Here is a 12855-nt window from a genome sequence, read left to right as displayed (position 1 = left end):
CGCCGATGGTACTGCATCCGGGAGGATGTGGGAGAGTAGGTCACCGCCGGACAATATTTGAATAACAGGATGAGCCCGTACCAGTGCTGGTACGGGCTCTTCCTCTTTAACCCGCCAGGTTTATCCCGGGCGGTCCCCGATCTTTGGGGAACTCCCGGCGGCCGCTTTGGCCGCCGTCGGGGACTGGTGCGTCCTGTACCTAGGCGGCACCAGCCCGACGGCAGCCGGTAGGCTGGACTGCATGAGCGCTTCCCTGTTTTCCCACCCGGCCGACCCGGACCCGGAAGGCACGGACCCCGGACACCCGGCCTCTGTCCCGGACGTTGTCGCGGTGCGGCAGGTCCCCCGCGACGCGGAGGAAGCCTTCAACGGATTCACCGATTACCTTCACTTATGGTGGCCGGAGGAACTGACTGACTTTGGTGAAGGAACCCACGCGGAGTTCGAGGGCGGGGTCCTCACCGAAACGGGACCGGACGGGGAAACGGCAGTGTGGGCCACGGTACGCACCCGGGAACCGGACACGCTGCTTGAACTGGACTGGGTAGCCGGACATAGCCCGCGGAACCCCACCGATGTACGCGTCGAATTCACGCCCGCCGAGGACGGGTCCACACTGGTCACGCTCCGGCACGGTGGGCTGGACCGCCTGCCGGATGGCGCCGGTGAATACAGCCGTCTCCAGGAGGAATGGTCGGAGATTCTGGACCGCTACGCACGGTTTATGGGGGCACGGTAGTCTGCTGGCATGTCCCTAGATGCACTCCGCGGGCTTAGCCTCAGCGGGGCGGACCTGCAGGTCGATACCGCGCCGGAGGTCCTGGCCGCCTACGCGATCGATCAGGGACCCGTGCGCGCGTACGCCGAACCCCGGGCGGTCGTCTGGCCCGCCAATGTGCAGGCCGTCCAGGACGTGATGCGCTGGGCCACGGCAACGGGGACTGCGGTGGTTCCGCGTGGTGCGGGAACCGGTGTTTCCGGCGGGGCGCATGCAACGGACGGATGCATCGTCCTCTGCCTGGACCGGATGAACCGGATCCTCGAAATCAATGCGCAGGATGAGGTGGCCGTCGTCGAACCTGGCGTGGTCAACGCGGACCTGAACGCGGCCGCAGCGTCCCACGGGTTGATGTACGCGCCGGATCCGGCCAGCTATCTGACCTCCACCATCGGCGGGAATGTGGCCACCAATGCCGGTGGCCTGCGCTGCGCCAAATATGGAGTGACCCGTGACTCCGTACTGGCCCTCGACGTTGTCCTCGCTGACGGGACCCTTATCAGCACCGGTCAGCGTACCTTCAAGGGGGTCGCGGGATATGACCTCACGGGGCTTTTCACCGGGTCCGAAGGCACCTTGGGGATCATCGTCGGTATCACTGTCCGTCTGCGGTACCTGCCGGTGGAGGTCCGTACGATCGCCGCGTTCTTCCCCGATTTCCCGACGGCGGCTGCCGGCGTTTTAGCCGTAGGTGCGGCCCGCGTACAGCCAGCCATCATGGAGCTTTTGGACGGTGCCACCCTGAGCGCCTTGGACGAAACGCACGGCAGTAACCTGCGCTCGAGGGGAAACGCCCTGCTGCTGATTCAAACCGACGGTTTCGGTGCCGGGGCCGAAGCCGACATGGTGCGGAGCGTACTCACAGAACATGCATCCGCCGTTACCAGTGAAGGGTCGGCCGAAGCCGTACGCCTGGTGGACCTGCGCCGGCACAGCCGGGGAGACGACGATGTAAACCAATCACGGGTAGGGGAGGACGTGGCCGTGCCGCGCTCTGCCCTGGTGCGGTACGTTGCGGACTTGGAGCGGATGGCGGCGCGGCATCGAGTGAACCTCAAGGTGGTGGCCCACGCGGGGGACGGCAACCTGCACCCGACCTTTTGGGTGCAGGCTGCCGACAAAAGTGGAGCAGTGCGGCTGGATGCGGCGCTGGATGAGTCCATATCCGTCGCCCTGTCATCCGGCGGAACCATCACCGGCGAACACGGTGTGGGACAGTTCAAGCTCCGGTGGCTGCCGCAGGAGCAGCAGGCCGAGGTGATGGAGCTTCAACGCAGAATCAAAAGCGTGTTTGACCCTGCAGGCATCCTGAATCCCGGAAAGGCAATTGCCGGTTCGGGCTAAGGATCGTAGTAACTACTCCAGCCGCAGCCACACCGTACGGTTAGGACGCAGACGCTTCCCTTCGAGAGCATCCGGAGCGCTGCCCAGCAGCAACGGCAGGTCCGGAAGCTCCACCGGCACGTCCCCCATATTCATGGCTACCAGGATGTTGCCGTTGACGAAAGCGACAAGTCCCTCGCCGTCGTGCTCCGGCCACCAGGCCAGGGAACCGTGGCCCAGGCGCAGCTGCCTGCGCAGTGCGAGGGCACTACGGTACAGGTTCAACGTCGAATCGGGGTTACGCTGCTCGATATCCCGGGAATGCCTGCCCCAGATCGGGGGCTGCGGCAGCCAGCTCTCGCCCGTGGAACTAAAGCCGTAACTGGGGAGGTTCGCCTTCCAGGGCAGCGGCACGCGGTTGCCGTCCCGTCCGACGCGGACACCGGCGGTGCGGTGGAATGTCGGATCCTGCCGGAACTCGTCCGGGAGCAGTGTATGGTCCGGCAGCCCAAGTTCCTCTCCCTGATAGAGGTAAACACCGCCGGGCAGCGCCAGCATCAACAGGGTCGCGGCACGGGCACGGGCGATACCGAGTTCGAGGTTCGGCTGTTCGTCCCGCGGCCCGAGGCCGTCTCCGCTGCGGGGGCCGGCGCCGGTCAGGCCGAAGCGGCTGGTGTGCCGGACGACGTCGTGGTTGGAGAGCACCCACGTGGTGGGTGCCCCGACCCGGTCGAACGCACGCAGGCTGGACTCGATGACTTCCCGCAGCGCGGGGGCGTGCCAGGGGTGGTGCAGGTAGGAGAAGTTGAACGTCTGGTGCATTTCGTCGGGCCGGACCCAGTCGCTGAGGCGTTCGATGGGGTCGATGGTCGCTTCGGCGCAGAGCACCCGGTCGCCGTCGTAGGAGTCCAGGATCTTCCGCCAGGAGCGGTAGATGTCGTGGATGCCGGGCTGGCCGAACATCGGGGCCGCGTCGCCGGGGAACCCTTCGGAGGAGGATCCGTCGGCGCGTCCGCCCCAGTCCGGGAGCCCGGATTTCTTGATCAGGGCGTGGGCGACGTCGACGCGGAACCCGCCGACGCCGCGGTCCAGCCAGAACCGCAGGATCTTCTCGAACTCGGTGTGCACGGCGGGGCTGTCCCAGTTGAAGTCCGGCTGGGAGGTATCGAACAGGTGCAGGTACCACTGTCCGGGGGTGCCGTCGGGTTCCGTAACGCGGGTCCAGGCGGGGCCGCCGAAGTGCGACTGCCAGTTGTTCGGCGGGTTTTCCCCGTGTTCTCCGGTGCCGTCGCGGAAGATGAACAGGTCCCGGGCCGGGGAGCCGGCGGGGGAGGCGAGTGCAGCTTGGAAGAGGGGGTGCTGGTCGGAGCAGTGGTTGGGGACCAGGTCCACGATGATGCGGATGTTGTGGCGGGAGGCTTCGGCGACGAGGGCGTCGAAGTCGTCCAGGGTGCCGAAGAGGGGGTCCACGGAGCAGTAGTCGGCGACGTCGTAGCCGGCGTCCTTCTGGGGTGAGCGGTAGAAGGGGGAGAGCCAGATGGCGTCGATGTCGAGTTCGGCCAGGGTGGGGATCTCGGCGGTGATGCCGGGCAGGTCGCCGATGCCGTCTCCGTTCAGGTCACGGAACGAGCGCGGGTAGATCTGGTAGATCACCGAGGACCGCCACCATTCACGGCCGGTGGACGGCTCATGCACGGGGACCAGCCTGGAGACGGCTGAAGCGGTAGTCAGCTGTTCAACCATTCAGGGCGTCTTCCTTCCGCAGGTTATATGGACTAACACTTCCATTTAACGTCCGGGATTCCGCCGGAGATGCGAACTGCAGCCGGAATCACACGTGAGGTTTGCCACGCATTTATGAGACGGTGGGCACACCTCGGGTAGACCTATAAGCTGGGGGCAGACCACATCGGCAGCCGGTCCCGGTGCCGGCATGTCGACTTACCCAAGGGGAACAACGTGTCTGAAAACCGCCCAGACGGGCAGCCCGGCGCCAACCCGGGAGCCAATAACGAGAATGCTTCGGACGACGGCCAATACGGTCCTCCGTCCCCGCAGCCCGGCTATCCCGGAGTGCCCGACCCGACGGACAGTACCGCATATCCGTCCTACGGACAGCAGGACAGCTACCCCGGAGGTGGCCAGCAGACTCCGGCCTACAGCCAGCAGCAGGCTTACCCCGGCTACGGCGAACAGCCGGCGTACCCGGCCTACGGCCAGGCCGGCTACCCGGTGCCGCGTCCGAACCCCGGACAAGCCATGGGCATCGCCGGCCTCGTCACATCCTTCTTCTTTTCCGTACTCGGTCTGGTGCTGAGCATCGTGGGCCTGACCCAGTCCCGCAAGGCAGGGATGGGTAACACCCCCGCCGTCATCGGCATCGTCGTCGGCAGCCTGGGAACCATCTTCGGGGTACTGATGTTCATCTTCATCGTCCTCGCGGCCACGGCCAGCCGGTACTAACCGGGAACCGCCAGCCGGAGGAGCCCCTGCTTAGGCCGGGGCTCCTCCGGCATCCAGGATTTCCATCGTCCGGGTATCGGTGCTGAGCAGGATGGCGGCTTCATCCCGGCGGTGCCGGAGGATGGTGTCCATGTAGGACTGCACCGCTTCCGCCATCGGCACATTGCGGTTGGCCTTTTCGGACATGTACCACCGGTGCTCCAGGACTTCATGCACCACTTCGGCGGCTTCCAGCTTGCTGCCCAGGTCGCGGGGGACGGCTTTGACGATTGGTTCGAACACCTGGGTGACCCACAGGTGCGCACTGAGCTCTTCATCGAGTTCCGGATGACTGGTCACCCGGTAGGAGTCCAGGTCATTGAGGAGCCTGCGGGCCTGGTTTTCCTGCGCATCGATTCCGGTCAGGCGCAGCAGCCGGCGCTGGTGATGGCCGGCGTCGACCACCTTAGGCTGCAACTGGACCTGCGTCCCGTCGGGGGTGGTGCTGATGCTGAGCTCGTCGACGTCGAATCCCAGGTCATTGAGGCGGCGGATGCGTGCATCCACGCGCCACCGGTCAGCCATCCCGAAGGATTCCCGCTCCGTCAACTCCGCCCAGAGCCGGCGGTAGCTGTCCATGATCCGTTCGCTGGTGGCCAGCGGATCCACGGATTCCTCAATCAGGCCGCCCTCCGCGAGGTCCATCAGTTCTCCGGCGATGTTGACCCGGGCGATTTCCAGATCGTATTCACGCTGGCCGTTGGAAAGCTCCGGGTACAGTTCACCGGTTTCGGCGTCCACGAGGTACGCCGCGAAGGCACCGGCGTCGCGGCGGAAGAGGGTGTTGGACAGGGACACGTCGCCCCAGTAGAAGCCCGCCAGATGCAGGCGGACCAGCAGCAGCGCCTGCGCGTCGATCAGGCGGGTCAAGGTCACCTCGCGCAGGGTCTGGGAGAAGACGGCACGGTAGGGCAGGGAAAAGCGGAGGTGCCGGGTGACCAGGACCGGCTGCAGCTCTTCGCCCGCGGAATCCATGCGCCCGGTGATCACGGCCACCGGCGCCACCGCGGGAACATTCAGCCGGCGGAGCTTGCGCAGCATGTGGTATTCCTGCCGGGCCACGTGTTCGCTGGTTTCCTTAATGGCAATCAGCGAATCGCCCAGACGGGCGAAGCGGACAACGTGGCGGGAGATGCCGCGGGGGAGGGCGGCCAGGTTCTCCTTGGGCCATTCCTCGAGCGGAATGTGCCAGGGCAGGTCCAGCAGTGCCGGGTCCATGGAAGCGGCCGTGATGTTCAACGACCCAAGTGTGTTGATCCGTTGGGTCGAGGACCGTGTGGTGCGGGGCAGCTTGCCGGTCTGCTCCCAGTCGGTGGGTTCATTCTGCCAACTGGCAGGTGCAGCGTCTGTCATAGGCGAAAGCCCTTACATCTCAAGCATGCGTTAACGAAAAATGCGGTAACGAAAAAGCGGTGGCTCCCCATCTCAGAGTCTAGTTGAGCAGGGAAGCCACCGCATGCTGTTACGGTGCGGGTTAGGCCTGTTCCGCCAGCCGTTCCCCGTTGGAGGTATCGAAAAGGTGCACGTGGCCCTTCTGCGGGCGGACGTGGAGCGTGTCGCCCTTCAGCGGAGGACGCCGTCCATCCACCCGGACCACCATGTCGTAATCCTTGCCGTCAATGCTGCTGTGGCCGTACACGTACGCGTCGGCCCCCAGCTCCTCGACGACGTCGACCTCCACCCGCAGGCCTTCCCCCTCGGGCACCGTTTCCAGGTCTTCGGGGCGGACACCCAGGGTCACCGTGTTGCCGGCGGCCGCACCCAGGACGGAGCTCTCCACCGGGTAGACGGCACCGCCAAAGGCTACGCCGCCGTCGACGACCGGAAGCTCGAGCAGGTTCATGGCGGGGGAGCCGATAAAGCCGGCAACGAACACGTTCCGGGGGTGGTCGTAGAGGTTCCGCGGGGTGTCGACCTGCTGCAGGATGCCGTCCTTCAGCACCGCGACCCGGTCACCCATGGTCATGGCTTCAACCTGGTCGTGGGTGACGTACACGGTGGTGACCCCGAGGCGGCGGGTCAGCGACGCAATCTGGGTGCGGGTCTGCACACGCAGCTTGGCATCCAGGTTGGACAGGGGCTCGTCCATCAGGAAGACCTGCGGGTTACGGACAATGGCCCGGCCCATGGCAACACGCTGGCGCTGGCCACCCGAGAGTGCCTTCGGCTTGCGGTCCAGGAAGTCTTCGAGGTCCAGCAGCTTTGCCGCCTCGCGGACGCGTTCAAGCCGCTCTTCCTTGCCGATGCCGGCAATCTTCAGGGCGAAGCCCATGTTGTCCGCCACGGACATGTGCGGGTACAGCGCATAGTTCTGGAAAACCATGGCGATATCGCGGTCCTTGGGCGGAACGTCGGTGACATCCCGGTCGCCGATCAGGATCCGTCCGGAGTTGACGTCTTCGAGACCGGCGAGCATGCGCAGCGAGGTGGATTTTCCGCAGCCCGACGGGCCGACGAGAACCAGGAATTCGCCGTCGGCGATTTCGAGGCTGAGGTTGTCTACCGCGGGACGTTCGGTCCCCGGGTAGAGGCGTGTGGCCTGGTCAAACGTTACCGTTGCCATGGTGTTTCCCTTCACGGGCAGGTACGTGCCCGACGATCCGTTGTGAATGGAGAGCTATTGAGTTGGATGTAGAGCCGCATGGCACAGGTCTTCTCCGACCTGTGGTGCGGGTCACAGGGTCAGTATGGCACAGGTTGGCAGAAGGCGACCGGGCTCCGGCCGCAGGTATCAGCTGGCGGTGGCGTCGGCGCGCAGTCGCGCAAGTTCGACCAGGACGCCGGTGAACGCCTCGGGGGATGCGACCCGGTAGGCGGCGGCAGTGGTTCCCTCGCCCACCTTGATTCCCACGTCGCCGGGGGCAAGGGCCTCGAAGCCGCGTTCGTCGGTGACATCGTCCCCGGCGAAGAGCACCGCCGTCGCGCCGGTCAGCTGGCGCAGGGCCCGGATACCCTCGCCCTTGTTGGTGTGGACCACCGAGGCCTCCAGTACGGACTTGCCGTCGGTGACCTGCACGCCGTCGAGCAGGCTCAGTTCCCGCCGGGCCTCGGCTGTGGCTGCGGCGGCAACCGCCCCGGACACGCTGCGTGTATGCAGGACGACGCCGGCGGGCTTGTCTTCGAGCCGGCAGCCCGGGTGGCGGGCGGTCACGGATTCCACCGCTGTGCGGGCCCGGGCCAGCAGCTCGGCCTGTTCGGCGGTCAGCTGCAGGGGTTCCTGGTTGGGTCCGGTCCAGGTCTCGGCGCCGTGGCTGCCGATAAGGAGGGTTTCCGGGTCCGGTGTGGCTACGGTGCGCAGGCTGTCCAGCGCGCGTCCGGAAATGAACGCGGTGACGGTCTCCGGGAGGGCGGCCAGGGCGCGGACCGCTGCGGCCGAGCCGTCCAGCGGCCGGGCGTCCTCGGCGTGCTCCACCAGCGGGGACAGCACCCCGTCAAAGTCCAGCGCCACGAGCAGTTTCCCGGTCCGGGACAGGGTTTCCAGCGCCTCCAACAGGCGCGCGTCCTGCACACTCATGACTGGTCCTGATCCTGGGTCTGCTCCCGGTCCTGGTCCTGTTCGAGGGCATCCAGGAAGTTGCGGGACCAGCGTTCGACGTCGTTCTGCAGCACCTGGCGGCGCATCAGGCGCATCCGGCGGCCGGCTTCCCGGGCCGGCATGTTTACCGCGGTGAGAATGGCGGCCTTCAACCCGTCGATGTCGTGCGGGTTGACCAGCACTGCCTGCCGTAGCTGGTCGGCTGCTCCGGTGAACTCGGAAAGGACGAGGGTGCCGGTGTTGCCGGTGCGGGCGGCCACATATTCCTTGGCCACCAGGTTCATGCCGTCGCGCAGCGCGGTGACCAGCATGACGTCGGCGGCCAGATAGAGCGCCACCATCTCCTCCACCGGATAACTGTGGTGGAGGTAGCGCAGTGCCGTATTGGAGATGGTGTCGAACGTACCGCTGATCCGGCCCACCGTCCCCTCCACCTCCTCGCGCAGCAGCCGGTACTGTTCGACGCGCTCGCGGGATGGGCTGGCGACCTGGATCATGGCTGCGTTTTCCACCGTGATCTTGCCGTCTTCGAGGAGTTCCCCGTACGCCTTGAGCCGGTGGCTGATGCCCTTGGTGTAATCCAGGCGGTCCACACCGAGCAGCACGGTGTCCGGGTTGCCCAATTCACGGCGGATCTGCTTGGACCGCTCAATGACATCTTCACGCTGCGCCAGCTCGGTGATCTGGCTGGAATCGATGGAGATGGGGAATGCCTCGGCCCGGGAGACATAGGAGAGTCCATCTTCCGTGGTGACGTTTACCTGCTGCTGGCGGATGGTGTACCCGGCGAAGCGGCGCACGCAGCGCAGGAAATTGCTGGCGTCCGAGGGGCGCTGGAACCCGATCAGGTCCGCCCCGAGCAGGCCCTCGATGATGTTCCGGCGCCAGGGCAGCTGGGCGAAGATTTCCAGCGGAGGGAAGGGAATGTGGTTGAAGAAGCCGATCTTCAGGTCCGGGCGTGCCTGGCGCAGCAGCTGGGGGACCAGCTGCAGCTGGTAGTCCTGGACCCAGACCGTGGCGCCCTTGGCTGCCACTGAGGCGGCGGCGTCGGCGAAGCGGCGGTTCACCGTCCGGTAGGCGTCCCACCAGGTGCGGTGGAATTCCGGGGTGGCGATCACGTCGTGGTAGAGCGGCCACAGCGTCGTGTTGGAGAAGCCCTCGTAATACAGTTCAACTTCATCGGTGCTCAGCGGCACCGGCTTGAGGTGCATGTTGTCATGGTCGAAGGGCTCGACCTCTTCGTCCGGAGATCCCGGCCAGCCCACCCACGCGCCGTCGGCCTTGGCCATCACGGGAGCCAGCGCAGTGACCAGCCCGCCGGGGGACCGGCGCCAGGTTTCGCCGTCGGCGCCGCTGACCCGGTCAACGGGAAGCCGGTTGGAAACCACGATGAAATCGAAGTCGCCATAGCTGTCCGGAGCGTCCTTCTTGGAACTCGGATCCGCCTCAGCGTTCACGAATGGCACCCCTCTGTTGAAAAGTCATATATTGCCACTCTATCGAAGGGCGGAAACTTTGTACCGCCCATAGCCGTTGGTCGAACGGCGGTCGCGGCTGTTCCGCCTACACTGGTGTTGAGCTGAGAGGCCCGGAAACGTGGCCGGCGTTGAGAGACATGAGGAATTATGACTGACCGGAATCCCAAGCCGACCAAGGCTGAGCGCACTGCCGCTGCCCGCGGGCAGGCGCGCGCAATGCGCGAAGCCCAGCAGAAGAAGGAGCGGCGCAACCGACTTCTGGCGATCTGGGGGGTGGTGGTGGCCGTAGTTGCCGTCATCGCGATCGTGGCCGTGATTGTGGTCAACAACGCAAACAGCAAGATCCCTTCCGCAGGTGAGTCGCCGGCGAATGCGAACGAATACGGCGGCTTCACCCTGACGTCGACCACCGCGCTGCAGCCGACCGAGAGGTTCGACTTCGACACCGAGGACCTCCCCTCCCCGCCGGAGGAAGCTGCTGAGGACGCTCCCGTTCCCCCGGGCATCACGGCCGGCGAGAAGGGCCAGCCGGTGCCCATCGTGGAATACGTGGACATCAACTGCGTGCACTGCGCCGACTTCGCTGCCACGTACGACGACCAGATCTCCCAGTGGCTTGACGCCGGGGAAATCACCTATGAGTACCGCACCGTGGCCTTCCTGGACCGCAGCTCGGCCACCAACTACTCCTCCCGCGGCGCCAACGCGGCGGCCTGCGTGGCCGATGAAAGCCCCGAGTCCTACTGGGACTTCATGAAGGCCATCTTCGCCCAGCACGCCTCCGGTGAGGTGAACAACGACGGGCTTGTGGACATGGCCGCGTCCGTCGGCGCCGATACCGAGGGCATGGAAGACTGCATCGAGGACGACACCTACCGTCCGTTCGTGAAGTACGCGGACCAGCTGGCCCGCGTGGACGGAATCTCCGGCACCCCGACCGCATACGTCAACGGCGCGGAAGCGGACCTGAACACGTTCGTGGAGACCGTCCAGGGCGCAATCGACGCCAACAAGTAGTCTGCTCCCGGTCCAGGGCGTCCGTTTCCGTGAAACCTCCAGTTTCACGCGGGCGGGCGCTCTGGGCTAACCTTGTGTAGCGCTGTTTGTTCGCACCTGTTTTTTGAGGCGGACGACGGCGGCGCCGCCGGCCTGGTCTTTCCGACCCCGGCAGCGCCCCCTTAGCTCAGTTGGCCAGAGCACCTGTCTTGTAAACAGGGGGTCGCCGGTTCGAATCCGGCAGGGGGCTCCACGAAACCCCTCCTGATCAGGCATAACGCCCGGTCGGGAGGGGTTTTTTCCATGTCCGGGTTCGGCTCCGGTCCGGGAAAATTCCGGGTGTCGGCGCGGCATAGGATTAACGGCGAGAGTTACTGCGCGCGTCTTAGGAGTCTCCAATTGGTTATGCCCCGGAACCTGTTCCTCGTCCGTCACGGACAGAGCGAAGCAAACGTTATGCAGAGGGCGTCGAGGGCAGGGGACCCGAGCCTCTACACCGAAGAGACCATGACGGTCCCGGACCGCTCCTGGCGGCTCACGGAACTCGGCGTCCAGCAGGCCAAGGTCGCAGGAGCCTGGATAGCCGAGCAGAATGTTGAGTTCGACCGGGCTCTGGTGTCCGTTTACACCCGGGCCCGTGAGACGGCTGCACACCTGGGACTGGATGTCCGGTGGGAGGAAAACCGCGTGATCCGTGAGCGTTCGTGGGGTGAGATCGGTCCCATGTCCAAGCAGGATTTCGCGCGGAAGTACGCACAGAACGCGGCGTACCGGAAAAACGATCCGCTGTACTGGGCTCCTCCCGCGGGTGAGTCCATTGCGAATGTCGCGGAGAACCGGGTGCGGAACATCCTCAGCACCCTGCACCGCGAAAACGCCCGGGACAATGTCCTCCTGGTCACCCACGGCGAATTCATGTGGGCGACGCGCCTGGTGCTCGAGCGTTGGAGCGACGAAGAGTTCCTGAAGCGGAATGCGGACAGGGCGGAGATGATCCACAACTGCACCGTCCTGCAGTACACCAGCACCGATCCGAAGGACCAGGACGACGTCCGAGAAAAGCTCAACTGGGTCCGGCGGTGCTGGCCCGTTCAGGTGGACGGTGAGTGGGCCATGTTCGTCGGCGAGTGGGAAGAATTCGACCGGAAATACTTCACCGGCGAGGACCTCCTGGAGCGGGCTGAAGCCAACCGGCATTTCCTCGAGGGATCCTTTGGCAGCTGAGCACGTCCTCGGCCCTGCTTAGGCGACAAAAAGCCGGGACCGGAACAGGCGTAACCGCCCGGTCCGGCCCCGGCTCTGAAGACGGGATCTTCCTTCTTACTGCACCATTTCCAGCAGCGCCGAATACGAGGACTGGGCGCCCTCGCGGGTGGCAGCCAGTGCGCCGGCACGGGCCGCAAACTCGGCAGCCTGCGCCAGTGAATCACCGGCGGCAAGCCGGGCAGCCGTAGCGGCCGTGAAGGCGTCGCCGCAGCCGGTGGTGTCCACCGCCGTCACCCGGGTGGGGGCAATGGCGACCACGCGGTCCGCGCCTTCAGCGGTGCCGTCCAGTACGACGGCGCCCTCGCCGCCAAGCGTGATGATCGTGCGGCGCACGCCAAGGCGCGCCAGGGCGGCGATGACCCTTTCCCAGTCCGACGCCGGATCCGCCAGTCCCGTCACCAGCGCCGCTTCGTGGGCGTTGAGCAGCAGGACGTCGGTGAGGGCCAGCAGCCCGGCCGGTACCTCGCGGTACGGTGAGAGGTTCAGCAGTACCTGCGCACCGGCGTCGTGCCCTGCCTGCGCCGCGGCGGTGACCGCTTCGAGCGGCACCTCCAGGCTCAGGCACAGGACCGCGGCGTCCTCAAAGAGGTCCGCCGGAAGCTCGGCGCCGGTCACGGTGCCGTTGGCTCCGGGGGAAACGATGATGGTGTTTTCTCCGGCGGCGTCCACCACGATCATGGCCGTGCCCGTCGCGGTGCCGTTGCGGCGCAGGACGCGGGAGGCGTCCACGCCGGCACCGGCGGCCGCTTTGAGCAGCAGGTCTCCGTGCCCGTCGGCACCCACGGCTCCGAAGAGCCGCACATCGGCACCCAGCAGGGCGGCGGCGGCGGCCTGGTTGGCGCTCTTGCCGCCGGGAACAATGACCAGTTCGGACCCGTTTAAGGTTTCCCCGGGGGAGGGGAAACGCTCGGTGCGGACGGTCAGGTCGGCATTAAGCGACCCGACAACTACAACTTTTCCGGCGGACATGCAGGGAT

The 12855-nt window shown here is 65.8% G+C and carries 11 protein-coding genes and 1 tRNA gene; 6 read left to right on the top strand and 6 right to left on the bottom strand.

Annotated elements, in window-relative coordinates:
* Nucleotides 1-241 precede the first annotated feature (241 nt).
* Nucleotides 242-739, top strand: coding sequence for an SRPBCC family protein (locus tag QNO03_RS10465; protein ID WP_289603243.1), 498 nt, complete (start codon nucleotides 242-244; stop codon nucleotides 737-739).
* A gap of 9 nt (nucleotides 740-748) precedes the next feature.
* Nucleotides 749-2122, top strand: coding sequence for an FAD-binding oxidoreductase (locus tag QNO03_RS10460; protein WP_289603242.1), 1374 nt, complete (start codon nucleotides 749-751; stop codon nucleotides 2120-2122).
* Between the two features lie 12 nt (nucleotides 2123-2134).
* Here the strand turns inward: QNO03_RS10460 and QNO03_RS10455 are convergent, their stop codons facing one another.
* Nucleotides 2135-3844 carry a glycoside hydrolase family 13 protein gene (locus QNO03_RS10455; protein WP_289603241.1) on the bottom strand — a complete coding sequence of 570 codons (1710 nt, stop codon included), beginning with the start codon at nucleotides 3842-3844 and terminating at the stop codon, nucleotides 2135-2137.
* 216 nt (nucleotides 3845-4060) lie between these two features.
* On the opposite strand from QNO03_RS10455, the gene QNO03_RS10450 reads away from it, so the two are divergent.
* Nucleotides 4061-4564, top strand: a complete 504-nt coding sequence (locus QNO03_RS10450; protein ID WP_289603240.1) for a DUF4190 domain-containing protein — start codon at nucleotides 4061-4063, stop codon at nucleotides 4562-4564.
* A gap of 30 nt (nucleotides 4565-4594) precedes the next feature.
* Here the strand turns inward: QNO03_RS10450 and QNO03_RS10445 are convergent, their stop codons facing one another.
* The 4 genes from QNO03_RS10445 to QNO03_RS10430 all read right to left on the bottom strand — a co-directional run bounded on the left by QNO03_RS10445 (nucleotide 4595) and on the right by QNO03_RS10430 (nucleotide 9595).
* Nucleotides 4595-5956 carry a DUF4032 domain-containing protein gene (locus QNO03_RS10445; protein ID WP_289603239.1) on the bottom strand — a complete coding sequence of 454 codons (1362 nt, stop codon included), beginning with the start codon at nucleotides 5954-5956 and terminating at the stop codon, nucleotides 4595-4597.
* Nucleotides 5957-6077: 121 nt separating this feature from the next.
* Entirely contained in the window at nucleotides 6078-7166 is a 1089-nt protein-coding gene (locus QNO03_RS10440) for an ABC transporter ATP-binding protein (RefSeq protein WP_229949111.1), read from the bottom strand.
* Nucleotides 7167-7334: 168 nt separating this feature from the next.
* Complete coding sequence (gene otsB, locus QNO03_RS10435) at nucleotides 7335-8117, bottom strand: trehalose-phosphatase (protein WP_289603238.1); 783 nt, start codon at nucleotides 8115-8117, stop codon at nucleotides 7335-7337.
* The gene (locus tag QNO03_RS10430; RefSeq protein ID WP_289603237.1) at nucleotides 8114-9595 is read right to left on the bottom strand and encodes an alpha,alpha-trehalose-phosphate synthase (UDP-forming); all 1482 of its coding nucleotides are present in this window, start codon (nucleotides 9593-9595) and stop codon (nucleotides 8114-8116) included. Before QNO03_RS10430 ends, otsB begins: the two co-directional genes overlap by 4 nt.
* A 168-nt stretch (nucleotides 9596-9763) precedes the next feature.
* Here QNO03_RS10430 and QNO03_RS10425 point away from each other — a divergent pair, with 168 nt between their 5' ends.
* The 3 genes from QNO03_RS10425 (at nucleotide 9764) to QNO03_RS10415 (ending at nucleotide 11836) form a co-directional block, all read left to right on the top strand.
* Nucleotides 9764-10633 (top strand): DsbA family protein, encoded by an 870-nt coding sequence (locus tag QNO03_RS10425; RefSeq protein WP_289603236.1) that lies wholly within the window; start codon nucleotides 9764-9766, stop codon nucleotides 10631-10633.
* A gap of 155 nt (nucleotides 10634-10788) precedes the next feature.
* Nucleotides 10789-10865: transfer RNA gene (locus QNO03_RS10420), tRNA-Thr, on the top strand.
* 152 nt (nucleotides 10866-11017) lie between these two features.
* A complete protein-coding gene (locus QNO03_RS10415; RefSeq protein ID WP_289603235.1) occupies nucleotides 11018-11836 on the top strand; it encodes a histidine phosphatase family protein in 819 nt (272 codons plus the stop codon).
* Nucleotides 11837-11932: 96 nt separating this feature from the next.
* Here QNO03_RS10415 and QNO03_RS10410 read toward each other — a convergent pair whose 3' ends face one another.
* Nucleotides 11933-12847: a ribokinase gene (locus tag QNO03_RS10410; protein WP_289603234.1), complete on the bottom strand. Its 915-nt coding sequence runs from the start codon at nucleotides 12845-12847 to the stop codon at nucleotides 11933-11935.
* Nucleotides 12848-12855: the final 8 nt, after the last annotated feature.

The organism is Arthrobacter sp. zg-Y877, assembly GCF_030373105.1.
Lineage (GTDB): Bacteria > Actinomycetota > Actinomycetes > Actinomycetales > Micrococcaceae > Arthrobacter_B.
This window is presented reverse-complemented; position numbering and strand designations above follow the sequence as displayed.

Excerpts from the sequence above, each read along its gene's own strand:
- QNO03_RS10455 (WP_289603241.1), bottom strand. The coding sequence starts at position 3,844 with ATGGTTGAACAGCTGACTACCGCTTCAGCCGTCTCCAGGCTGGTCCCC.
- QNO03_RS10460 (WP_289603242.1), top strand. The coding sequence starts at position 749 with ATGTCCCTAGATGCACTCCGCGGGCTTAGCCTCAGCGGGGCGGACCTG.
- QNO03_RS10410 (WP_289603234.1), bottom strand. The coding sequence starts at position 12,847 with ATGTCCGCCGGAAAAGTTGTAGTTGTCGGGTCGCTTAATGCCGACCTG.
- QNO03_RS10445 (WP_289603239.1), bottom strand. The coding sequence starts at position 5,956 with ATGACAGACGCTGCACCTGCCAGTTGGCAGAATGAACCCACCGACTGG.
- QNO03_RS10440 (WP_229949111.1), bottom strand. The coding sequence starts at position 7,166 with ATGGCAACGGTAACGTTTGACCAGGCCACACGCCTCTACCCGGGGACC.
- QNO03_RS10415 (WP_289603235.1), top strand. The coding sequence starts at position 11,018 with ATGCCCCGGAACCTGTTCCTCGTCCGTCACGGACAGAGCGAAGCAAAC.
- otsB (WP_289603238.1), bottom strand. The coding sequence starts at position 8,117 with ATGAGTGTGCAGGACGCGCGCCTGTTGGAGGCGCTGGAAACCCTGTCC.
- QNO03_RS10425 (WP_289603236.1), top strand. The coding sequence starts at position 9,764 with ATGACTGACCGGAATCCCAAGCCGACCAAGGCTGAGCGCACTGCCGCT.
- QNO03_RS10465 (WP_289603243.1), top strand. The coding sequence starts at position 242 with ATGAGCGCTTCCCTGTTTTCCCACCCGGCCGACCCGGACCCGGAAGGC.